The 21652-nt window shown below is 48.3% G+C and carries 21 protein-coding genes; 13 read left to right on the forward strand and 8 right to left on the reverse strand.

Annotated features, from left to right (window positions below; translation table 11 throughout):
* Positions 1 to 23: 23 nt before the first annotated feature.
* A complete protein-coding gene (gene aroQ / locus V8L71_RS15510) occupies positions 24 to 461 on the forward strand; it encodes a type II 3-dehydroquinate dehydratase (protein ID WP_176302988.1) in 438 nt (145 codons plus the stop codon).
* 51 nt (positions 462 to 512) lie between these two features.
* Here aroQ and V8L71_RS15515 read toward each other — a convergent pair whose 3' ends face one another.
* From V8L71_RS15515 to V8L71_RS15550, 8 genes are read right to left on the reverse strand one after another with little or no spacing between them, the layout of a single operon-like run.
* On the reverse strand, positions 513 to 1025 hold the full coding sequence (locus tag V8L71_RS15515; RefSeq protein WP_246286540.1) for a 2,4'-dihydroxyacetophenone dioxygenase family protein: 513 nt from the start codon (positions 1023 to 1025) through the stop codon (positions 513 to 515).
* 59 nt (positions 1026 to 1084) lie between these two features.
* Positions 1085 to 2023 carry an alpha/beta hydrolase gene (locus V8L71_RS15520; RefSeq protein WP_176302990.1) on the reverse strand — a complete coding sequence of 313 codons (939 nt, stop codon included), beginning with the start codon at positions 2021 to 2023 and terminating at the stop codon, positions 1085 to 1087.
* A 44-nt stretch (positions 2024 to 2067) separates the two neighbouring features.
* Complete coding sequence (locus V8L71_RS15525) at positions 2068 to 3378, reverse strand: TRAP transporter large permease (protein WP_176302991.1); 1311 nt, start codon at positions 3376 to 3378, stop codon at positions 2068 to 2070.
* 1 nt (position 3379) lies between these two features.
* The gene (locus tag V8L71_RS15530) at positions 3380 to 3877 is read right to left on the reverse strand and encodes a TRAP transporter small permease (protein ID WP_176302992.1); all 498 of its coding nucleotides are present in this window, start codon (positions 3875 to 3877) and stop codon (positions 3380 to 3382) included.
* 55 nt (positions 3878 to 3932) lie between these two features.
* The gene (gene dctP, locus V8L71_RS15535) at positions 3933 to 4937 is read right to left on the reverse strand and encodes a TRAP transporter substrate-binding protein DctP (RefSeq protein WP_176302993.1); all 1005 of its coding nucleotides are present in this window, start codon (positions 4935 to 4937) and stop codon (positions 3933 to 3935) included.
* A gap of 22 nt (positions 4938 to 4959) precedes the next feature.
* The gene (gene accC / locus V8L71_RS15540; protein ID WP_176302994.1) at positions 4960 to 6318 is read right to left on the reverse strand and encodes an acetyl-CoA carboxylase biotin carboxylase subunit; all 1359 of its coding nucleotides are present in this window, start codon (positions 6316 to 6318) and stop codon (positions 4960 to 4962) included.
* A gap of 28 nt (positions 6319 to 6346) precedes the next feature.
* Positions 6347 to 6868, reverse strand: a complete 522-nt coding sequence (gene accB / locus V8L71_RS15545; protein WP_176302995.1) for an acetyl-CoA carboxylase biotin carboxyl carrier protein — start codon at positions 6866 to 6868, stop codon at positions 6347 to 6349.
* A 26-nt stretch (positions 6869 to 6894) separates the two neighbouring features.
* Positions 6895 to 8412, reverse strand: a complete 1518-nt coding sequence (locus tag V8L71_RS15550) for a pyruvate carboxylase subunit B (protein WP_176302996.1) — start codon at positions 8410 to 8412, stop codon at positions 6895 to 6897.
* Between the two features lie 347 nt (positions 8413 to 8759).
* Here V8L71_RS15550 and V8L71_RS15555 point away from each other — a divergent pair, with 347 nt between their 5' ends.
* The 12 genes from V8L71_RS15555 to V8L71_RS15610 all read left to right on the forward strand — a co-directional run.
* Entirely contained in the window at positions 8760 to 9590 is an 831-nt protein-coding gene (locus V8L71_RS15555; protein ID WP_176302997.1) for a CoA transferase subunit A, read from the forward strand.
* On the forward strand, positions 9590 to 10363 hold the full coding sequence (locus V8L71_RS15560) for a CoA-transferase subunit beta (RefSeq protein WP_176302998.1): 774 nt from the start codon (positions 9590 to 9592) through the stop codon (positions 10361 to 10363). Before V8L71_RS15555 ends, V8L71_RS15560 begins: the two co-directional genes overlap by 1 nt.
* Before the next feature lie 26 nt (positions 10364 to 10389).
* Positions 10390 to 11592 (forward strand): 3-oxoadipyl-CoA thiolase, encoded by a 1203-nt coding sequence (gene pcaF / locus V8L71_RS15565; protein ID WP_176303066.1) that lies wholly within the window; start codon positions 10390 to 10392, stop codon positions 11590 to 11592.
* 11 nt (positions 11593 to 11603) lie between these two features.
* On the forward strand, positions 11604 to 12785 hold the full coding sequence (locus V8L71_RS15570; protein WP_176302999.1) for an alpha/beta fold hydrolase: 1182 nt from the start codon (positions 11604 to 11606) through the stop codon (positions 12783 to 12785).
* A gap of 33 nt (positions 12786 to 12818) precedes the next feature.
* Entirely contained in the window at positions 12819 to 13550 is a 732-nt protein-coding gene (gene pcaH, locus V8L71_RS15575) for a protocatechuate 3,4-dioxygenase subunit beta (RefSeq protein WP_176303000.1), read from the forward strand.
* Between the two features lie 15 nt (positions 13551 to 13565).
* A complete protein-coding gene (pcaG, locus tag V8L71_RS15580; RefSeq protein ID WP_176303001.1) occupies positions 13566 to 14198 on the forward strand; it encodes a protocatechuate 3,4-dioxygenase subunit alpha in 633 nt (210 codons plus the stop codon).
* 324 nt (positions 14199 to 14522) lie between these two features.
* A complete protein-coding gene (locus V8L71_RS15585; protein WP_035556093.1) occupies positions 14523 to 15554 on the forward strand; it encodes a TRAP transporter substrate-binding protein in 1032 nt (343 codons plus the stop codon).
* A 6-nt stretch (positions 15555 to 15560) separates the two neighbouring features.
* A complete protein-coding gene (locus V8L71_RS15590; RefSeq protein WP_176303002.1) occupies positions 15561 to 16106 on the forward strand; it encodes a TRAP transporter small permease in 546 nt (181 codons plus the stop codon).
* Positions 16096 to 17385 (forward strand): TRAP transporter large permease, encoded by a 1290-nt coding sequence (locus tag V8L71_RS15595; protein WP_336274691.1) that lies wholly within the window; start codon positions 16096 to 16098, stop codon positions 17383 to 17385. Before V8L71_RS15590 ends, V8L71_RS15595 begins: the two co-directional genes overlap by 11 nt.
* A 38-nt stretch (positions 17386 to 17423) precedes the next feature.
* Complete coding sequence (locus V8L71_RS15600; RefSeq protein ID WP_176303004.1) at positions 17424 to 18875, forward strand: aldehyde dehydrogenase; 1452 nt, start codon at positions 17424 to 17426, stop codon at positions 18873 to 18875.
* A gap of 479 nt (positions 18876 to 19354) precedes the next feature.
* Positions 19355 to 20407 carry a DGQHR domain-containing protein gene (locus tag V8L71_RS15605; RefSeq protein WP_176303005.1) on the forward strand — a complete coding sequence of 351 codons (1053 nt, stop codon included), beginning with the start codon at positions 19355 to 19357 and terminating at the stop codon, positions 20405 to 20407.
* Positions 20408 to 20634: 227 nt separating this feature from the next.
* On the forward strand, positions 20635 to 21652 hold a 1018-nt coding region (locus V8L71_RS15610; RefSeq protein ID WP_336274692.1), incomplete at its 3' end, for an IS1380 family transposase.

Genomic DNA, 21652 nt, shown 5'->3' on the forward strand with positions numbered 1-21652 from the left:
ATATTACCAAAGGAGGCCATTCAATGAGTCAACCAAAAGTAACAGTGCTTCACGGTCCGAACCTAAACTTGTTAGGCACTAGACAGCCAGAAATTTATGGCTACGAAACCCTAGAAGATATCAATAAAGCTTTGAGTAAAACTGCGTTTGCAGCAGGTTGGGATATAGTTTGTTTCCAGAGTAATCATGAAGGTGAAATAATTGATGCGATTCATGCTGCGCGTCTAGATGGAACGCTAGCCATCATAATTAACCCAGCTGCGTATACGCATACATCTGTTGCTATATTAGATGCGCTCAACGCATTTGAAGGCAAAGTAATTGAAGTACATCTCTCCAATGTTCATAAACGCGAGAGTTTCCGCCACCACTCCTATGTATCATTGAGAGCTGATGGCGTTATTGCGGGACTTGGAACTGGAGGGTATCAAGCTGCTTTAAATTTAATATTAAAAAATTAAAATATCTACCATAATTCTTATGTTTAATAATAACGAATTTAAAATTTTGAGCTACCTAATGATATTTTCTAATAAGCTTTTATCTAAACCAATTTTTTCGTAATAGCTACGTGCAGCTTCTATTTTAGTAAAAACATCTTCGTACCCTGTTGCTCTCCCCATTTCATCTACATAGGTGTAACCACCTTTTACACTAAACCATGTAATCATTTCATTAACATCTTGAGGTACAAAAAGAGTATGAGTTTCTCCTGGTGGCTCAAAAACAAAAGAACCTTCTTCTGCAACCCAGTCGTGTTCAAGGTAATACCATTTGCCTTTGAGTATGAGAGCCTGCACATCTCCAGAATGACGATGACGTGAAAGAACCCCACTTTTTCTAACTCTTAATAGATTAATATAGTACCCACCACTAGCATGGAGCAGTAAAGGCTTAAAAGATACAAAATTAGTAGTAGGCACCCATAAATTGTCATCATTAACCCACTCACTGAGTACATGGGGAATCATGAGGTCGGAGCTCATATAACTAGGCTGAGGAAGTTGATAAGGAATAGTGTTCATATGAAGTTCATTATTCATTTTTAACCTAACTAATCTAATGTGAAGTGAGTCGCTTAAAGCTAATTTTTTTCTAAAAATTTAATAGTTTTATCGAATATTTTTTCCATGCTTTTCTCTAAAAGTGCAAAGTGAGTCCCATCTTTTATTCCAACGTAAGTTTTTTCAGAGCTTTGAATTGAATCGTAAAATTCTCTAGACGATTTTTCGGTTGATGTTAAATCATGACTAGCTCTAATAACTAGTGACGGAATTGTTATTTTTTCAGGGCAATGTATATTTGTATTAGAAAAAATATCAGCCAAATCTGCTAGTGGTCCTGTAGGCACAAGAAATGACGAGCTTAGTGTTTTAGAGTTCAGCATTGTGTTATTAATAATTGACATTAAAGCTTTATTGTTTCGCCAAGCTGATTTATCGATAACCGGTATTTCTTCATCCCATCTCGAAATGAAGCTATTAGTGTCAACAAAAACATACCCTAATTTTTCACCATTATCATTTATAGGTATAGATTCGTATTTTGTTTTCCAATAATTTGCTGCTTTACAATCATAGCTAATAGGGGCGTAAAATACTGCTTTACTAATATTGTGAGTATTTTCAGTTAAAACTTTAGTCAGGACAACTGTTCCCCAAGAGCAAGCAACAACGCTTATCTTGTCATGAGAAGTAGTATGAAGAATATGATTTATCAGCTTTATAGAATGCTTAGAAATATCATTAGCGCGTGTATCTGATATTTTCAGTAAATCAATATCAGATTTTGACGATCCAAAGCCTAATAAATCACAAGTGAAGACGTGATAACCGCGGCTAGCCAAACGGTGGCACCATGAATATTGTTTATAGTCATTCACCCAAAGCTCAGAAGCAATCGTTGCCCCATGGATTAATAATATAGGTTGCTTTTGATGGTCAAAAGCTTTTTCACAATAAAACTCTCTGACGCATAAGTTATGTACATCATCAATTCTTAAACTATAAATTTTTTCTTTCATAGCAAGAAATCCAATTAAATAGTCTGTGAAATCATAGCTAATACCTAAAGAATGCTAGGTAAAAAAGTTATAATTGCTGGGAAGAAATAGAAAAGTAATATTGACGACATAAAGAGTATTACAACCGGCCAAGAACTTTTGTAAATGTCTGATATTAAAACACTGTCAGCAGAACCTTTTAAGGCAAATAATGTGTATCCAAAAGGTGGAGTTAAACTACCTACTGTTAAGTTGATCAAGAAGATAGTCCAAAACCATATAGGGTCGAAATCATATGCACTTACAACAGGCGCGTACAGAGGTATTGCCAATAATATAAAAGCAAATTGATCAATAAACATGCATAATATAAAAGGTATTAACATTAATACAAAAAACATCATCCAGTCACTAAGCTCTAATGTGCTAACGAAGTCAATCAAACCTGAAGTAGCACCCATAAAGGATAATAATTGGCCGAATAGTTTAGAACTTGCAACAATTATAACAATCATTAAGCTAATTTTTGTAGATGATTGTAAGCTTTCCCATAGCATTTTAAGGTGGAATGATTTGTAAATGGCGGCAGTTATTATAGCTCCTATAACGCCAGTAGCTGCCGCTTCTGATGGAGTCGCAACTCCGAGTAAAATAAGCCCCATAACCGAAAAAATAACAATAAAAAAAGGTGATACTTTAATTATTTCAATTAACTTTTCTTTTATAGAGTAGTTTTTTACAGTCTCATTGTTATCAGGTGAAAGCTCTGGGTTTCGTGCAACACGAATATATACATAGAGGAAGAGAATGAGTGAAATTAGAAGGCCAGGGATGATTCCCGCGATAAGTAACCCTGCAATTGACGTGTCACGAACTAACGAGCCTATTACGATTACGAGAAGGCTTGGAGGAATAATTGGAGCAAGAGATGCACCGCCAAGAATCGTAAAATTTGTTAAGTTAGTATCATACCCAAGTTTTTGCATTTGAGGTAATATAGAGCGACCTAACATTGCAGCTACTGCTGCAGCTGCACCTGAAAGCGCTCCAAAAATAGTCGATAAGGCGATAACTAAATAGTACATACGTCCATTAACACGGCCAATCCACTTATCAAGTGCCGATGACAAGACGTCGACTGAACCAGATCTGAATAAAATCTCACCCATAAGAACGAATAAAGGTATAGTAATAAAACTTTCTGAGGTTAAGGTTTCGTACATGCTGTTACTAAACATGCCAAAGCCTCTTTCTCCTAAAGTTACGAGCACACCTGTGACATTTGCAATTAAAAATGCAACAAAGACAGGGAGACCTGTTGCCATCAAGCCGAGTAAGAATAGAAATGAAACTGTAAGTATCCAATACCATTCCATCTTAAGCTCCTTTTCTAACTAAAGAAATTTCAATTAATTGTCTTTTGAACAATATTATTAATTGCAAAACAGATAATCCAAGCCCAAGAGGAATAAAACTAAATACTATCCATTTAGATATTCGGAATGAACCTAATGTATTAATGCCAGTTTCAAACAGACGTGAGAATTCAATAAACGTAATATACGTAACGTATGAAACAATTAAGAAAGATACCGCGTAAATTACTAATTTTATCTTGTTGGCAATGCTTGGTGCAGAAAAATCTAAAATAATAGAAACAGCAATATTGCCATCCGTTCTTGTGACTTCAGGTAGAGCTAACATTAATGATGCACAAAATAGAAATGTTACCGTATCTGTTGCCCATGACGTAGGAGCAGCAAAAAAATAGCGCATTATAATTTCAAAAGAGAAAATAACAACGATTAGCCCTAAAGCTAATGAAGCCAAGAAAAAAAAGGCTTTAGTAATAGCGTCAATAATCTTTGTAAACATAGTTATAAACCTTTGAGTGGCTGGGGCATATACCCCAGCCAAATGACGGCAGCTATTAGTAGGTCATGTCAGCTGATTTTGCCATTTCTCGTAACTGTCGAGCATCATCGCCACTTTGCTCTTCAGCTACTTTCCATACACCCTCTGCCCATAAGCGTTCATGAGCTTCTGATTCAGACTCACTAAAAGAAGTGATTTGCATACCATTATCAATCAGAAAATCAGCTTCTTCCTTCTGTACAGCATCGAAGTGAGCTACAGAATCAATTTCAATCTGCTTGCCAGCTTCAATCAGCGCATTCTGTGCATCACTATCTAAAGCATTCCAGCGATCAAGGTTCATATAAATCATCACACCAACTTGACCGAACTCAGGATCTGTCATGTAGTCTATGATCTCATGCCATTGGAGATCACTAGCGCCAGTTAAGCCCCATGCAGCTCCGTCAATAACGCCTCTTTGTAATGCCGTGTAGATATCAGTAACAGGCATATTCACTACGGCTCCGCCAAGCTCTTCAATCATAGATTGATATGAAACTGTTCCACGAATACGTCGTCCTTCTAACCCTGGCTCACCAGTAATAGGCTCACGTAAATAGAAACGAAAACCTTTAGTTCCTGTGGAAGGAGCTGAAATTAGCTTTAAACCGAGTTCTTGATAATGTTCATCAATATAATCGATTAACCCCTCTTCGCGGCGCTTAATTGGATCAACATCTATCGCGTCAAGAGAGAGCCCAATGGCCGTTGTACCTGAGTGATAAGCCGCATGAGTAAACAATAGATCAAAAGCCCCAGCTTGTACTGGTTGAAGTTGCTCAAATGCAGGAACGACGTCTGGCCCTTGCACATTGATTTGAACGCTGCCGTCAGAATACTCTTCTACCATTTCGATAAATTTAGGCCCAATCTCCCTATACCAGGCAAAATTAGAAGGGTAGCCAGCTAGCATATTAAGCTGTTGAGCTTCCACTTCTGAAGAAAAACCAGTACCTGCTGTACCTGCCACAGCTAAGGCTATCGCGCAATGTTTAATACTTTTCTTTAGTAGCTTCATTATAATGCTCCTTGTTTTTATGTTAGTGCTGCTTTTCAAGTAAACTGGCAACAAAGACAGTATTAAAATTCCCGGATTTAAATTGTTCGCTGTTAATCAGTTTACTATGGAACTTAGCTGTTGTTTTAACACCTTCAACTTTCATTTCAGATAAAGCACGTGTCATTCTAATGATGGCTTCATTACGGTCTGCTCCCCAACAAATTAGCTTACCGATCATCGAGTCGTAATATGGTGGAATTGTATAGCCACTTTCTAAGTGACTATCCATACGAATACCAAAACCACCTGGTGGACGATAATAGCTTATTGTGCCTGGGCATGGGGAAAATCCATTTTCTGGATCTTCTGCATTGAGACGGCACTCTATAGCATGACCAGAGAGCACTATGTCTTCCTGCTTGATGTTTAACACTTGGTTATCTGCTATCTTGATTTGTTCTTTTATTATATCAATGCCAGTAATCATTTCAGATACAGGGTGTTCAACCTGAACACGAGTGTTCATTTCGATAAAATAAAATTGCTTATCGATATTGTCATAAACATACTCAACCGTTCCGGCGCTTTTATACTTAACTTTTTTAGCCAGGCGTACAGCCGATTGACACAAGTCATTTCGTTGGGAGGTACTTAATGCAGGAGAAGGGGCCTCTTCAACTAGCTTCTGATTACGTCGTTGAGCAGTGCAATCGCGCTCACCAAGATGAATACAACTGTCGCCGTCAGCAAGAAGTTGAACTTCTATGTGGCGAATGTCTGTAAGATATTTCTCAATATAGACAGATGAATCGCCAAAAGCGACTTCAGCCTCAGACATGATCTCATTCAGATCCTGCTCTAAGGTATCTCTAGACTCTACCACCCTCATACCTCTGCCGCCACCACCCGCGGATGCTTTGATCAGAAGAGGGAAACCAATGCTTTCTGCTATTTCTAGAGCTTTTTTGAATTCAGTAACAGCACCATCTGAGCCAGGAATTGTAGGCACTGAAGCTGAGTCGGCTATTTTCCTAGCTTCAATTTTATCTCCCATCTTGCTTATTATGTCAGCAGAAGGGCCGATAAAAATTATGCCATTATCTTCACACTTCTTTGCAAAGTCTGCTTTTTCTGAAAGAAACCCATAACCTGGATGAATAGCATCTACACCAAACGCCAAAGCTGCGCTAATGATGGCTTCTTGATTTTGGTAGCTCGCCTGAGCAGGAGCAGGTCCAATACAAACAGCTGAATCAGCCAACTTAACTGGTAATGTATCTTTGTCAGCTTCAGAGTAGATAGCTACGCTTTTTACCCCCAGCTCTTGACAAGCTCGAATAATCCGAAGCGATATTTCGCCTCGGTTAGCAATCATTACGCTTTTAATTTTATTTAACATGAAAACTCCCATTTGAGCGAGAAGAAACTCATTCTTTCTCAATAAGCATAATGGGTTGCCCATACTCTACGGGCTGTTGGTCTTCCACATAGATTTCTTTTACACGACCATTAACTTTAGCTTCGAGATTATTCATCAACTTCATAACTTCTATGATACACACAACAGATTTTGGTTCTACTTGCTGACCAATTTCAACAAATGCAGGCGCACCGGGCTTTGGCGACATGTAAAAAGTACCAACCATCGGAGCAGTAATTAAATGTTCATTTTCAGCCACAGATACGTCAGCTGTCGGTGATGATTTACTTGCAGTTGGGGCAATAGTAGGTTTGTTTAATTCGGGTTGTTCTTGTTTACTGGGAGCAGGTGCAGTAGTTACAGGTGTCCCCGCAGCATCAGAAGATACTGAACGTTGCGTACTTTCATTACGACTAATAAAAAGCTCAAGTCCGTTATAAGATAAAGATAACTCACGTATATCGCTACTTTCCTTTACCCATTTAGTGAGTTGTTTTAAGTCATTTAAGCTAATATCAAAATCTTTCATTTTTAATTCTCCTATGTTTATTAAAACTATCTTGAAATCGAGATATTTAGGTTTTCAGTTGATAGCTTAACTTGCTTTTCATCGCCACTAGCAAGCTCTTTAATAAAAGAGACTAGCCCCCCGCTGAAGTCATCACCAGATTCACCATTGGCAATAGCCTCTTTCATCCCATCAACTTGATTGCCTGCAAACATGGCACGTAACAAAAGCTCGTCTTTTGTAGCATTTGGGTGCTGTTGAGCTAGGTCTTTCATCATAGGTTTTGGGGCTGTAGGTTTCTCATTAATTTCTGAGGAACCATTTTCAAGTATTTTTTTATAGACTTCTGAATCAACAGGACCTAATAGGCGGCCATAATAGCCCAGAACATACTTTTTAATTTCATTCGGTACTGTTCCGTAGCGTTCACCAGAAATAACGTTCATTACCGCTTGAGTTCCAACAAACTGAGCAAAAGGAGTAATCATAATAGGCCATGCCAGCTCTTTTCTAACTAGGGCAATTTCCTCTAGGAGCTCTTCATACCGATTACCCAGCCCAGCCGTCTCTAGTTGAGCATGAAAATTGGATAACATTCCTCCTGGCAACTGATGCTTATAATGTAATGGGTTATATTCAGCAGGCTTACCTTCTGGTTTTCCTTCTACTTCACAAATGTTTTTAAAATAGCTGCTAACTTCTTCAATTTTTTCATCATTAACATTTACTACGTACCCAAGTTCTCGTAATGACTTTACGATGGTTTGGGTTGCTGGCTGTCCAGCACCATTGGCTAAAGGCGCAATAGAAGTATGTAAAAGATCGCAGCCTAACTCGACAGCTTCTAAATATACTAATGGGCATAATGCAGTCAAGCAATGGCTATGAAGTTCAAGAGGACGATCGCCAATTACTTTTTTTATAGCAGGAACTAAAGTGCGAATACGTTCTGGGGTAAGCAAGCCTCCAGCATCTTTAAGCATAATTGCATCTACATCAGCTTGCTCAATCAGTTCAACTGCAGTTTTTACGAAAAGCTCATCTGTATGTACAGGACTTTCACAGAAAGAAAGAGCGCCAAAAGTATAGGCACCTAATGCTTTGGCGCGCTTTAAGCAACCAACTATATTGGAAACATCATTTAATCCATCAAATGCGCCAATAACTCGGAAGCCATTGTTATATAGTTGATCGACCCACCCATCAATTACATCATCAGGGAGAAAGTCGAATGAAGCGATATTTTTTGAACGAATTAATGCACGAAACTTAGTTTCGGGGGCTGCTTTATGTAATTCTCTTACACGTTCCCATGGATCTTCCTTGAGATAACGCACAGATACATCAAACTGGATAGGTGCCATCATATCAATGTGATGGAAACCAGCACTGTTCATTGTATCTGCAATGCCCATCATATGTTCAGTACGCATTCGCGTCGCCCATAGGCTCTGGTGTGCATCACGAAAAGTGGTATCGATAATTTTAATTTCGCGTTGACTATTCTTTGGTCGCCCCCCTTCGCCAAAAATTGAAGCAATGCTCTTATTTTCTTTATTAGACATTAGTGTAACTCCTTACAGTATATAAAAGCTTTTGTAGGCCCTAACAAAGCCCTTTAGTGCCTACGAGAATGTGTTTAGAGGCGTAGTTCGTCAAGAGAATTACAGTTCGTATTGCGAACTATTTTTTAAAGTATTGTTTTAAAAGAATTTTTATCAACAAACTTGATACCAAAGTATAATAAAAAACATCGGTATTGGTTCTTTAAGAACATTGATTAGATTACTAAGCCTCAATTTACCGCAGTTATGGATTGACGGGTGCGCATTCTTTCCATACTTTATTGTTCGTATATTGAATCAATATTCGCATTGCGAACAGCACTATAAATTTTGTTGAGGCACCCATCATGTCCGAGTTTCTCAGCTTGCATGACGCGGTAGCGCGCTACGTCCAAGACGGCGCCACCGTGGCCATGGAAGGCTTTACCCACCTGATACCGTTTGCCGCCGGTCACGAAGTGATCCGGCAAAAAAAGCGTGATCTGACGCTGATCCGCATGACCCCCGATATCATCTACGATCAAATGATTGGCGCAGGCTGCGCTAAAAAGGTGATCTTCTCCTGGGGTGGCAACCCCGGTGTGGGATCGCTACACCGTCTGCGTGATGCGGTTGAGAAAGGCTGGCCGTGCAAGATCGAGATTCTTGAACACAGCCATGCCGCCATGGCCTGCGCCTTTGAAGCCGGTGCGGCAGGTTTACCGCTCGCCGTTTTTCGCGGCTACATCGGCAGCGAGCTGCCCAGCGTCAACGACCAAATCAAATTCATCGAGTGCCCGTTTACCGGTGAGCGCTTGGCGGCCGTGCCGTCAGTGCGCCCGGATGTCTCGATCATCCACGCACAGCGGGCGGATCGTCAGGGCAATGTGCTGGTGGAAGGTATCGTCGGCGTTCAGAAAGAGGCCGTGCTTGCGGCCAAGCACAGTATTGTCACGGTGGAAGAGATCGTCGATGACTTGGGGGCTACTCCCAATGCCTGTGTGATTCCAAGCTGGGCGATCAGCGCCATTGCGGTAGCCGAGAAAGGTGCGCTGCCCTCGTACACCCACGGCTATTACGGTCGCAGCAACCGCTTCTATAAAGAGTGGGATGCCATCGCTCGCGATCGCGACACCTTCACCCAGTGGCTCGACAACAACGTTTTTAATGCCGCCGATAACGTGGGAGGCCAAGCCTAATGAGTCTGGAATACACCTCTTCTGAAATGATGTCGGTGACCGCCGCGCGGGCGCTGGAAAATGGCATGACCTGCTTTGTGGGTATCGGGCTGCCCTCGGAAGCCGCCAACCTGGCACGGCTGACGCACGCCCCCGATGTAGTGCTGATTTACGAGTCCGGCACGCTGCAGACCAAGCCCGATATTCTGCCGTTATCTATTGGGGATGGTGAGCTGTGCGAATCGGCGCTCACCACCGTGGCGGTGCCGGAGATGTTCCGCTACTGGCTCCAGGGCGGCAAAGTCGACGTGGGCTTTTTAGGTACCGCGCAAATCGACCGCTTTGCTAACCTTAACACCACGCTTATCGGCGATTACAAAGCGCCCAAGGTTCGCCTGCCGGGTGGCGGCGGTGCGCCGGAAATCGCCACCAACGCCGGTGAAGTGTTTATCACTTTGAAGCACTCCAAGCGTGCCTTTGTGAAAGATGTCGACTTCGTCACCACCCTTGGCTTTGGCCGCGACGGGAAAGGGCGCGACAACGTGCCCAATATCGGCAAGGGCCCCACCCGCGTGATTACCGACCTGTGCGTGATGAAGCCCGACCCGGGCAGCAAAGAGCTGGTCGTGGTGTCACTGCACCCCGGTGTGAGTCGCGAGGAAGTGATTGAGGCTACCGGCTGGGAAGTGCGCTTTGCCGAGCAGCTTGAAAGCACACCTGAACCCAGTGCGAATGAGCTTGAAATTCTTCGTGAGCTCAAAGCGCGCACCGAGCGGGCCCACGCGGACGCATAAAGGATCTATTTATGAGCGATGTTGTTATGCAAGACGTCTTTCTATGTCATCCCCGTCGCACCGCCGTGGGACGTTTTGGTGGCACTCTGGCCAGCGTACGCCCGGATGATTTCGCCGCGACGATTTTTAAAGCCGTACTGGCGGAAGCGCCGGATCTCGACCCTGCTGCCATTGAAGAAGTCTTTATGGGCTGCGCCAACCAGGCCGGTGAAGATAACCGCAATGTGGCGCGTATGTCGTCGCTGCTGGCGGGCATTCCTACCTCAGTGCCCGGCACGACCATGAACCGCCTTTGCGGCTCGGGTATGGACGCGGTGGGTACCGCGTTTCGCGCCATTAAAGCCGGTGAAATGGAGCTGGCGTTGGCAGGTGGTGTGGAGTCCATGTCTCGCGCGCCCTATGTAATGGGCAAGGCCGATAGCGCTTTCGCCCGCAGTCAAAAGCTTGAAGACACCACCATTGGCTGGCGCTTGGTCAACCCGCTGATGAAGAAAGCTTTTGGCATCGACTCCATGCCGGAAACGGCGGAAAACGTCGCCGAGCAGTTCAATATCTCCCGGGAAGATCAGGACGCTTTTGCCCTGCGCTCCCAGCAAAAAGCCGCTGCCGCTCAAAAAGCGGGGCGTTTTGCCCAAGAGATCACGGCCATCGAGATCCCGCGCCGTAAGCAAGAGCCGCTGATTTTTGACCAGGACGAGCACCTGCGTGAAACCACGCTGGAGAAGCTCGCGGGCCTACTCACGCCTTTCCGTGAGGGCGGCAGTGTAACCGCAGGCAATGCTTCTGGTGTCAACGACGGCGCAGCCGCCATGCTGGTGGCCAGTGAATCAGCCGTCAAACAGCACGGCCTGAAGCCGATGGCGAAAATCATCGGCATGGCCACGGCTGGCGTTGAGCCGCGCATCATGGGCTATGGGCCGGTACCGGCAGTGCAGAAACTACTCAAGCGCACTGGTATCGCCATGGATGATATCGATGTATTTGAGTTTAACGAAGCGTTCGCCGCCCAGGCGTTAGCGTGTATGCGCGACCTCGGCCTGGCCGATGACGACCCGCGCGTCAACCCGAACGGCGGTGCAATTGCCCTGGGGCATCCGCTGGGCATGTCCGGTGCCCGCCTGTTGCTGACCGCCGCCCATGAGTTGCAGAACAGCGGTAAGCGCTACGCACTGTGTACCATGTGCGTTGGCGTAGGGCAGGGTATCGCCACGCTGATCGAACGGGTTTAACGGAGGCAGACATGGCTTTTCATACCATCAACGGTCGCAGTGTGGCTTACCGCCTGCTCGGTGCAGAGGTGAATCCACTTATCATTCTGGCGCACCCTTTGGGCATGAGCCAAGCGGTATGGGATGACGTGATTCCCGCGCTGCTGCCCCGCTACCGGGTGCTGACCTGGGATCTTCCCGGCCACGGTGCCAGCCAGGCGGTCAGCGGAGAGCAGATCACGCCCGCTGATTTAGCCGCTGAGGCTCTGGCATTGGCAGAACTGGCGGGCGCTGAGCGCTTTCACTTTGCCGGTACGTCCATTGGCGGTGTCGTCGGCCAGCAGTTGATTGCTGCACATAGCGACCGCCTGCTCTCCACTACGCTGACCAACACCGGCGCAGTGATCGGCAATCCGGATCTATGGAACACCCGCGCAGGCCGCGTGCGCCAGGAAGGCCTGGTGGCGATGTCTGAAGAGATTGTGCCACGCTGGTTTGCACCAAAAGCGTTTGAGGCCAGCCCCGCGCTGAAAGCAGGCTGGTGCGTGCAAATGGGCCGTGGCGATGATGAGTCCTACGCTCAGCTGTGCGAAATGCTTGGCCGCGATACATTCACTGGAAAGCTCTCAGGTAAGAGCACCCTTCATAAGGTCAGGGTACAGCTGTTTGGCGGCAGTGAAGATATGGCCACGCCGCCTGCAACGTTGGAAGCCCTCACTGCGGAGCTCGATGGCGCTCCGCTGGAGATTTTTGACGGTGTGGGCCATGTGCCTGCGGTAGAAGCCCCTACGCTGTTCGCGCAAAAGCTCCTTGCCGTGATGGCAACGGATCTGGGCGATGTGGCCAACCACGGCGTGGCGTACGCCACTGGTCTTGAGACCCGCAAGCAGGTATTGGGAGAAGAGCATGTGGCGCGCTCGACCGCCAACGCCAATAGCCTGGATGCCCCCTTCCAGCAGATGATTACCCGTCTGGCCTGGGGTGAACTGTGGAGCAACGACGACTTAACCCGTCGCGAGCGCAGCATGATCACCACTGGCATTCTCGCCGCGCTCGGGCGCGAAGAGCTAACGCTGCACTTGAAAACCGCCAAGCGTATTGGCCTGACGGAGGCCGAGCTGCGCCAAGTGCTGATGCACGTGGCGATTTACGGCGGCGTTCCAGCGGCCAATCACGCCTTTGCTCTTGCCAAAGAGCTGGGCTGGGGCGAGTAGCGAATCAAAATAATTGATGAGAGGTAAAGGGCGATGACCCACGACAATAAACGCTTTGTGGCCCGTGACCGCAACTGGCATCCGCCTGCCTACGCGCCGGGTTATAAAACCTCGGTGGCGCGCTCGCCCCAGCAGGCGCTGGTGAGCATGCAGCAACCGACTGTTTCAGAACTGACCGGCCCGGACTTCAGCCACCTGCGCATGGGGCCCCACGATAACGACCTGCTGCTTAACTTTCGCCAGGAACCGAGCCAGGGCGGGCTGCCCCAGGGCGAGCGGATTCTCATGTTCGGCCGAGTGGTCGATCAATTCGGCAAGCCAATACCGCATACCCTGGTGGAAATGTGGCAGGCCAATGCAGGCGGCCGTTATCGCCATAAAAACGATAAGTATCTGGCACCGTTAGATCCTAACTTTGGCGGTGTGGGGCGCTGCTTGACCGATGAGCAGGGGATGTACCGCTTCCGTACCATCAAGCCCGGCCCCTACCCCTGGCCCAACGATATGAACAGCTGGCGGCCCGCGCATATTCACGTCTCAGTCACTGGGCCTTCGATCTCCACCCGACTGATCACTCAGATGTACTTTGAGGGCGACCCGCTGATTCCTCTCTGTCCCATCGTGCACACGCTGAAAGACCCGCTCGCGGTTGAGACGATGATTGGTCGACTCGATATGGCCCACAGCAAGCCGATGGATTGCCTTGCCTATCGCTTTGATGTGGTGGTACGCGGTGAGCTGCAGACCTACTTTGAAAACCAATAAGGGTGGGGATATCTCATGAATCAGCCTAACAGCCAGCCGACCAGCGACCTGATGCTGCGTGAAACCGCCTCGCAAACCGCTGGCCCCTACGTGCACATTGGTCTTGCTCTCGCTGCGGCGGGCAACCCAGTGCGGGATGAAGAGATCTGGAACGAGATGGCCAAGCCCGATGCCGAGGGTGAGCATATCGAAGTTGTCGGCATTGTCATCGACGGCAACGGCGACTTAGTACGCGATGCCTTTTTAGAAGCATGGCAGGCCGATGCTAACGGTGACTACCAATCCGATTACGACCTCAGCAAACCGTTCAATAGCTTCGGGCGCACCGCGACGACGTTCGATCACGGCAGCGAGTGGTCGCTGACGACCATCAAGCCCGGCGCGGTAAAGCATCCCAGCGGCCAATTAATGGCACCGCACATTAACCTGACGCTGTTTGCCCGCGGGGTGAATATCCACCTGCAAACGCGGCTTTACTTTGACGATGAAGCGGAAGCGAACGCCCAGTGCCCGGTGCTATCGCGCATCGAATCACCGGCGCGTCGCCAAACCTTGATCGCCAAGCGCGAAGAGGTCGATGGTAAGGTGCGCTACCGGTTGGATATCCGCCTGCAAGGTGAAGGCGAGACGGTGTTTTTCGATTTTTAATCCCGTTGTCTGCAAGTTTGTGAATAAAAACCAAAAGGCGTTGCTTATCCGTAAGCAGCGCTTTTTTTGTTTGGGTTCGACCTTGGTCGGGCATTGATCTTGTAAAAATCCAATTTTTACCTGTCATTGTACCTTTTGGAGACGGCGTGAAAGCAGCAACACTGGTGATGCGAGGCAGGAAGCTTAAAAGACCGGGCGACATAGCCTGAACATAAACGAATGTCGATTAGCCCTACGCCTCATAGTGAATTAATGTGAATACCTAAAGCGAACTACTATTCGCTATACGAACTCACAATAATCCAAAAAGTCCTGGAGGCTCCAATGAAAATGTCCCTATCCCGTTGTGTGTTGGCGGCAGCGATTGCTGGCCTTGCTGTTAGCTCTGCCCAGGCAGAGACGACGCTGCGTATGGCGCACTTTTGGCCTGGCCCTTCAGGCGTTAACCAAGATGTTTTGCAGGCGTGGGCCGATACTATTGAAGAAGAATCCAATGGTGATCTCACCATTCAAATGTTCCCCGCCGGTACCTTAGCCAAACCGGATTCCATTTATGAAGCCGCTGCCAACGGCATCGCCGATATTGGTGCCACGGCACAGGGCTACACCGCTGGCCGCTTCCCGCTGTCGCAAATTGTCGAGCTTCCAGGTGTCGCCTCAACGGCAACCCAAGGGGCGTGTGTGTTGCAAACGCTCTATGACGACGGCCATTTGGATAGCGAATACGAAGATACCCGCCCGCTGTTTATGTTTACCACGGGCCCCGGTGGTATCCACACCATCGACACCGATGTGCAAACCCCTGCTGACCTGGAAGGGCTGCGCATTCGCCGCCCCACTGCCGTAGCGGGTGAGATGCTGGAAAATATGGGTGCAAGCCCGGTGGGCATGCCAGCACCCGATATTTACACCTCTATGCAGCGAGGCGTGATTGATGGCTTAAGCTTTCCTTGGGAAGGTTTAAAAGGTTTCCGCGTTAATGAGCTAGTCAGTTATCACACCGAAGTGCCGTTCTATACGCTGATCTTTGTCGCCACCATGAACCAGCGTGCCTATGACGGCCTGACCCCTGAGCAGCAAGCGGTCATTGATAATAACTCAGGCATGAAATGGGCTGAAAACGCCGGTGCCGTGTTTGACCGCTTAGATGTTGAAGGCAAGCAAGAAGCGGTTGATGCGGGCCATACCATTCGTGAAATCGAAAACCCACTTCAGCATCCTGACTGGCAGGAACCGTTGGAAACGGGCATTGAAAACTACCTGACGCAGTTGGAAGAGCGTGGTTTGAGTCAAGCCCGCGAGGTGTATGAGGCTGCTCTGGCTGCTAGCGAGTCTTGTGGTACCCAAGAGGGGTAAGTTTTCATGCAGTCTAGTCTCTCTTTTCAACAACTCCTCTTTCGGGCCAGCCATTGGCTGGCCCTTGTTTGTCGCCTGGTGGCGGGGGTCGCACTGATCGGGCTGTTGGCGGTGACCATTGCCGATGTCAGTACTCGCTACCTTTCCCGGCTAACGGAAGGCGCCATTGCGTTGCGTGTTTCCGGCAGCGTTGAGTTGGTTAGCTATTTGATGCTGTTCGCGCTATTGGCGGCGATGGCCGCTAATGTCGAGAAAAGCCAAGTGGTGGTTGAAGCATTTTCGCACCGTTTACCCCAGTCGATAAAAAATCGTATCCAAGGTCTTTTTTTGCTTGGCTTTACGGCGCTGGGGCTGATCCTATTTGTGGGTTTGTTAGATTCTGCTGCTGCTGCCACGCAGTACGGAGAAATCACCCAAGACCTGCGCTTACCCATGGGCCCAATTTTCCAATTGGCAGCAGTGCTCAGCTTACTGCTTGGATTGCGGAGCTTTATTCATGCGCTGTTGGGCATGATCTATGCCACAGGTGAGGAGGCGCCTCATGGAGAGTGAAGCGATTGGCGCCATCGGGCTAGGGCTTTTATTGGTATTGATGATTCTGCGTGTGCCAGTTGCCCTCACGATGTTGATTGTAGGGGTGGTGGGGTTTGCGCAGATCATTAGTTGGGACGCGGCTGTCGCGCAATTAAAAACGGTGCCGGTGGAAGTGCTCTCGAACTACAGCTTCAGCGCAGTACCCATGTTTATCTTAATGGGCGTGCTGGCGGCCCATTCGGGCATGGCCGGTAAGCTGTTTGATTCAACGCGGGTCATTTGTGGTGGCTGGAAGGGCGGCCTGGCGATTGCAGCGGTGGGCTCATGCGGTATCTTCTCGGCGATTTCCGGTTCCTCATTGGCAACAGCCAGTACCATGACCCGGGTAGCGTTGCCGGAGATGGAGCGCTATGGCTACAACCGTGGCTTGGCCACCGGGGCGCTTGCTGCAGGCGGCACGCTGGGTATTATGATTCCACCCAGTATTGCGCTTCTTATCTACGCCATTCTAACTGAGCAGTCCGTGGGCGATATGTTCATGGCAGGCCTGATCCCTGGCCTCTTGGGGCTAGTGATGTACTCCCTTACCGTTACCTTGGTGATGTGGCTGCGGCCCTCCCTTGCGGTGGCCGGTGAGCCTACGGCTTGGAAAGACAAACTTCTCTCTCTTACCGGGTTGGTTCCCTTTTTTGGCGTTTTCCTGGTGATGATTCTAGGTATCTATTTTGGCGCCTTTACACCGACGGAAGGCGCTAGTGTCGGGGCGTTCGCCACGCTGCTTTATGCCCTGGTAAAAGGAATGCGCGGTGCGCAGCTATGGGCCAGCGTACAAGAGACATTAGCGCTCTCTGCGGTGGTGTTCTTTATGCTGGTGGGGGCTGAGACGCTAGGTTACTTCATCTCGGTGTCGCGTATTTCATTTTCCATTACTGACATGCTCTACGGCATGGATCTCACGCCCATCGTCGTGGTGCTGTGCATCTTGGCGCTCTACTTTGTGTTGGGTATGTTTATGGACTCTATCGCCATGTTGGTGATCACCGTGCCGGTGGTTTATCCGATTATTCAGGCGATGGGTATCGACCCGGTATGGTTCGGTATTTTGACCGTACTGACCGTTGAGCTGGGGCTAATGACACCGCCGGTGGGGATGAATGTGTTCGTTATAAAAGCAATGGCACCGCATGTTGGGCTAGGTGAGATTTTTAAAGGGGTCGCGCCGTTCGTGGTCTCTGACTTACTACGCCTGGCGTTGCTCATCGCTTTCCCCATCTTGAGTACGATGTTTCTGCTGTAGGCTTTATTACTACAAGTTTACTACAAGGAGTTAAGGCCATGTTCACCACTCAGCTATTGTCGGCGGGCCAATCAACCGCTGCTGAGCAAACTGCCACCTTTACCCGCGCGAACCCATTAAGCGGTGAAGTGGTCACCACCGCTGCGGCGGCAAGTGTCGGTGATGCGAACACGGCAGCGGACGCCGCAGGCAGGGCGTTTGAAGCATGGTCAAAAACAGGCCCAGGGGAGCGGCGCGCCAAACTGCTTAAAGCGGCTGAGCTAATGGAAGCACGTCAGGGTGATTTCATCGATCGAATGGTGGAAGAGACCGGTGCCACGCTAGGCTGGGCAGGGTTTAACGTTACAGTGGCGGCCGATGTATTGCGTGAAGCAGCGGCGTTAACGACGCAAATCCAGGGCGATATCATCCCCTCGAACGTGCCTGGTAGTATGGCGATGGGCGTGCGTGTTCCCTGTGGCGTTGTGGTTGGCATCGCACCCTGGAATGCGCCGATTATTCTGGGTACGCGAGCCATCGCCACGCCCTTGGCCTGCGGCAATAGCGTTATTTTGAAAGCTTCCGAGCAGTGCCCAGCGACGCACCATTTGATTGGTGAAGTGCTGCAGGCCGCTGGCTTTGGCGATGGTGTCGTCAATGTGATTACCAACGCACCGGATAACGCCGCTGATGTCGTAAGCGCGTTGATTGCCCACCCTGCGGTACGCCGGATTAACTTCACCGGCTCCACCGGTGTAGGCAAAATTATTGCCGAGCAAGCGGCCAAACACTTAAAGCCTGTGCTGCTTGAGTTGGGTGGCAAGGCGCCGTTCTTGGTATTGGATGATGCGGATATCGATGCCGCCGTGGACGCGGCGATTTTTGGCGCGTTCTTTAACCAAGGCCAGATCTGCATGTCCACCGAGCGGGTGATTGTCGATAACCAAGTGGCGAATACTTTTGTAGAAAAATTTGCCGCCCGTGCTCAGGCGCTAAAAGCAGGCGACCCGCGTGATGAAAGCAACGCGCTCGGCACGTTAATCAATGCACAGTCAGGTGAAAAACTAAATAGCCTCATCGATGACGCAGTGACTCAAGGCGCCCGCTTAGCCGCGGGTGGCAAAGCCGAGGGCGTAGTAATGCAGGCTACGGTCATTGATGGCGTGACCAGTGCTATGCGGCTGTATAGCGAAGAGTCGTTTGGCCCGGTGGTGGCGGTGATTCGCGTTAACGGTGAAGAAGAGGCAGTGCGCATCGCCAACGATAGCGAGTACGGCCTTTCATCAGCGGTGTTCAGCCGAGATAGTGCACGCGCCATGAGAGTGGCAGGCCGCTTACAAACGGGTATCTGCCATATCAACGCCCCAACCGTACACGATGAACCGCAAATGCCCTTCGGCGGCGTCAAATCCAGCGGCTACGGACGCTTTGGCGGTAAAGCCGGCATCGAAGAGTTCACCGAACTACGCTGGATGACGATGCAGCTGGGGCCGCGGCACTATCCTATTTAGGGTCTGCTAAAGTGAAAGGTTGTTAGGTCATTAAATTATCAGGTGCCATGACCTTAGCCCATGAGTAAGCGCAACACGCGCATAGGTTATAGGCAAAAAGCATTTTGAGCTGGCCCTTTTTGAAAACTGGGCGGTCTTAAAGTGCCCACTTACTTCGCGCCTCTCATTTTTTAGGATTACGTTGACTTAGATGCTGGTGCAAGAACGTACTTACGTATAGTCTAAAGGTAACCGTTCTTAAGGTGCGCGGTGCGTCTGAAGGGAGGGGTGGCGCTATGTTTAATAGGGCTTGTGAGCGTTCCGCAGTATGGTGATGACAAAGGTAGTATAAACAGTGATTGGTGTTATGCTGCTTGTTATTAATTTTAATTTTTTGAGTGCGATCTGGCTTGGTTGAATGTGCGTATGGAAAGTCTAAACATATTGGCTTTTAGGATGTTGCTGCATTCAATATTAACATTTTAAAAGAGAGTCGATATATGGAACCATTAGAAATAATGAAATACAAATATTTGAAAGCGAGTTTTGGAGATACTCCAACTTATACTTTCACGATGAAGGTTAGAGATGTGGTTTCTATATATTATGTGGCAGTAAGAGGGGTAGATAAAGAAGATGGCGCGGTACAGCGTGTTTTAAATAAAAGGCGAATTAACGATATTAAAGAATTTATTTTGGGTGGTCATACATTCTTTAACTCATTTATTCTAAATTGGACTGATAAAAATTTTGAGCCAGTAGTTGAAGATGAAATAATCTCGTTGCCAATTTCAGCCTCTAGCGCTCAAGTGATTGATGGTCAACATAGGATTGCTGGATTTGAAGCAGCAATAGCAGAAGATGATAATGTTGGTGATAGAGATATTATCATCACGTTATGCATGCATCTTACTACGCAAAAAGCAGCTGAAATATTTCTCAATATTAACGCTGAGCAAAAGCCCGTACCTAAAAGCCTCATGTATGACTTATTTGGTGAGGTGATTGATGACGAGACTCACGCGGTAAATAGGTCAACAGATATAGCTAGATATTTGAACGATGATCCTGATTCTCCTCTTTATAAGTTGATAAAGTTTCCTGGCTCCCCTAGGGGCGTCGGAAGTATTGAGCTTTCAACATTTGTAGCTTCGATAAAGGAGCATTTGAAGCCAGGAGGTACATTTAGCTTATACAAACTCACCACATTGGATCATCAGAAGGTAGTAATAACTAATTTTTTTAAAAGCATAAGAGAATTCTATGCTAAACACAAAATATGGTCTTCTAAAGCCAAGAACCCATTCTTGAAAGCAGCTGGCTTTAACGGCTCAATCGACTTTCTTACGTCCTCACTCATTCAGCGATGTGCTGAAAAAAGCTCCTTCTCAGTCGATACTATGAGTAAAATAATTTCATTTGAGTCCGAAGATATATTAATTTGGGATGATTTAAAAGGTTTAGATGGTAAAACGAGTAGGAAAAAAGTAAAAGATGCTTTAGAAGCGAATCTTTTAAAATCACTACCGGCACAAGATCAATATGAGTTTTAATAGATATAGGGTTCAGTCTGCCGTAGAGCTAGATATTGGATGCAATGATTTGACTAAATGGAAATCATATCTTCATAAGTTCAAAGATTACGAAGTAACGACAACAAGGCGTGAAAAATTGCGCGTTGAATTAAACCTGAATCCGTGAGACCGGCCCCCGGAAGCACTTCTAACCCACTGACCTGCATGGCAATATAGCCATTATCGCCATTCACCCAGACAGTGCCATGCCCAACATAAAGTTCCGCGCCAGTTGCCGCACCCTCACCAGCCACGCCGGGCTGTCCATCATCGGGCAATGCTTCGAGATCGCTGGCGTCGACAGCATCGACAGCCGCTTCCCCACCACGCTGGGCATGCGCACCAGTGACGTGATCAAGAGCTACCTGGGCCTGCTGTGTCTGGGCATGAGCGACTATGACGCTGTCGAGAACTTCCGCCGCGACAAGCCCTTCCAACAACTGCTGACCCTGCAGAAGGTGCCGAGCGCGGCGACGCTGCGACAGCGGCTGGAAAAACTTGCCGCCAACGACCTGCAGGCGCGCACCGCCACCTGGTCCACGACCCTGCTGTCACTGATCGAAGCACCGATCACCGCCGAGACGACGCACGTCTGCCTGGACATCGACACCTTCGTCATGGACAACAGCAACTCGAAGAAGGAAGGCGTCTCGCGGACCTACCAGAAGGTCGATGGCTACACCCCGATCGCCGCCTATCTGGGCAACGAAGGGTGGTGCCTGGGTCTGGAACTGCGGCCTGGCAAGCAGCACACCATGAAGGAGAGCAACGCCTTCCTGGAGCGGGTACTGCCTCGCGCCCAATGCCTGACCAAGCAACCGATCCTGTTACGCGAGGACAGCGGCTTCGACAGCCAGGCGCACCTGGCGCTTCTCGAACAGCAACGCCAGGTCTTTGCCGACGAGGGGCGCCGGCTCGACTATGTCGTCAAATGGAACCCGCGCGGCTCGGCCACGGCTGATCGAGATACCTGGCTGGCGGTGGCGGCGGACTACTGGGAAGAGCTGCGTCCTGGCAAGCGCCAGGCGCTGTGGCTGCAGACCGTCTCGATCCACGACGACAACAAGACCGAATACGTCGTCCAACGCGTGATGCGCCTGGTAGAGCGCACCGCCGATCGCGATGGCCAGTTGCTGCTCGAACCGGACTATGAGTTGGAAGGCTGGTGGACCAGCCTGGACGAGGCGCCGGAGGCGGTGATCAAGCGCTACCAGGCGCATGCCA

This window comes from Vreelandella indica, from assembly GCF_037070225.1.
GTDB lineage: Bacteria > Pseudomonadota > Gammaproteobacteria > Pseudomonadales > Halomonadaceae > Vreelandella > Vreelandella arctica.

Bases quoted from the DNA above. Each gene is read 5' to 3' on its own strand.
- aroQ (WP_176302988.1), top strand. From the start codon at position 24: ATGAGTCAACCAAAAGTAACAGTGCTTCACGGTCCGAACCTAAACTTG.
- V8L71_RS15515 (WP_246286540.1), bottom strand. From the start codon at position 1,025: ATGAACACTATTCCTTATCAACTTCCTCAGCCTAGTTATATGAGCTCC.
- V8L71_RS15520 (WP_176302990.1), bottom strand. From the start codon at position 2,023: ATGAAAGAAAAAATTTATAGTTTAAGAATTGATGATGTACATAACTTA.
- V8L71_RS15525 (WP_176302991.1), bottom strand. From the start codon at position 3,378: ATGGAATGGTATTGGATACTTACAGTTTCATTTCTATTCTTACTCGGC.
- V8L71_RS15530 (WP_176302992.1), bottom strand. From the start codon at position 3,877: ATGTTTACAAAGATTATTGACGCTATTACTAAAGCCTTTTTTTTCTTG.
- dctP (WP_176302993.1), bottom strand. From the start codon at position 4,937: ATGAAGCTACTAAAGAAAAGTATTAAACATTGCGCGATAGCCTTAGCT.
- accC (WP_176302994.1), bottom strand. From the start codon at position 6,318: ATGTTAAATAAAATTAAAAGCGTAATGATTGCTAACCGAGGCGAAATA.
- accB (WP_176302995.1), bottom strand. From the start codon at position 6,868: ATGAAAGATTTTGATATTAGCTTAAATGACTTAAAACAACTCACTAAA.
- V8L71_RS15550 (WP_176302996.1), bottom strand. From the start codon at position 8,412: ATGTCTAATAAAGAAAATAAGAGCATTGCTTCAATTTTTGGCGAAGGG.
- V8L71_RS15555 (WP_176302997.1), top strand. From the start codon at position 8,760: ATGTCCGAGTTTCTCAGCTTGCATGACGCGGTAGCGCGCTACGTCCAA.
- V8L71_RS15560 (WP_176302998.1), top strand. From the start codon at position 9,590: ATGAGTCTGGAATACACCTCTTCTGAAATGATGTCGGTGACCGCCGCG.
- pcaF (WP_176303066.1), top strand. From the start codon at position 10,390: ATGCAAGACGTCTTTCTATGTCATCCCCGTCGCACCGCCGTGGGACGT.
- V8L71_RS15570 (WP_176302999.1), top strand. From the start codon at position 11,604: ATGGCTTTTCATACCATCAACGGTCGCAGTGTGGCTTACCGCCTGCTC.
- pcaH (WP_176303000.1), top strand. From the start codon at position 12,819: ATGACCCACGACAATAAACGCTTTGTGGCCCGTGACCGCAACTGGCAT.
- pcaG (WP_176303001.1), top strand. From the start codon at position 13,566: ATGAATCAGCCTAACAGCCAGCCGACCAGCGACCTGATGCTGCGTGAA.
- V8L71_RS15585 (WP_035556093.1), top strand. From the start codon at position 14,523: ATGAAAATGTCCCTATCCCGTTGTGTGTTGGCGGCAGCGATTGCTGGC.
- V8L71_RS15590 (WP_176303002.1), top strand. From the start codon at position 15,561: ATGCAGTCTAGTCTCTCTTTTCAACAACTCCTCTTTCGGGCCAGCCAT.
- V8L71_RS15595 (WP_336274691.1), top strand. From the start codon at position 16,096: ATGGAGAGTGAAGCGATTGGCGCCATCGGGCTAGGGCTTTTATTGGTA.
- V8L71_RS15600 (WP_176303004.1), top strand. From the start codon at position 17,424: ATGTTCACCACTCAGCTATTGTCGGCGGGCCAATCAACCGCTGCTGAG.
- V8L71_RS15605 (WP_176303005.1), top strand. From the start codon at position 19,355: ATGGAACCATTAGAAATAATGAAATACAAATATTTGAAAGCGAGTTTT.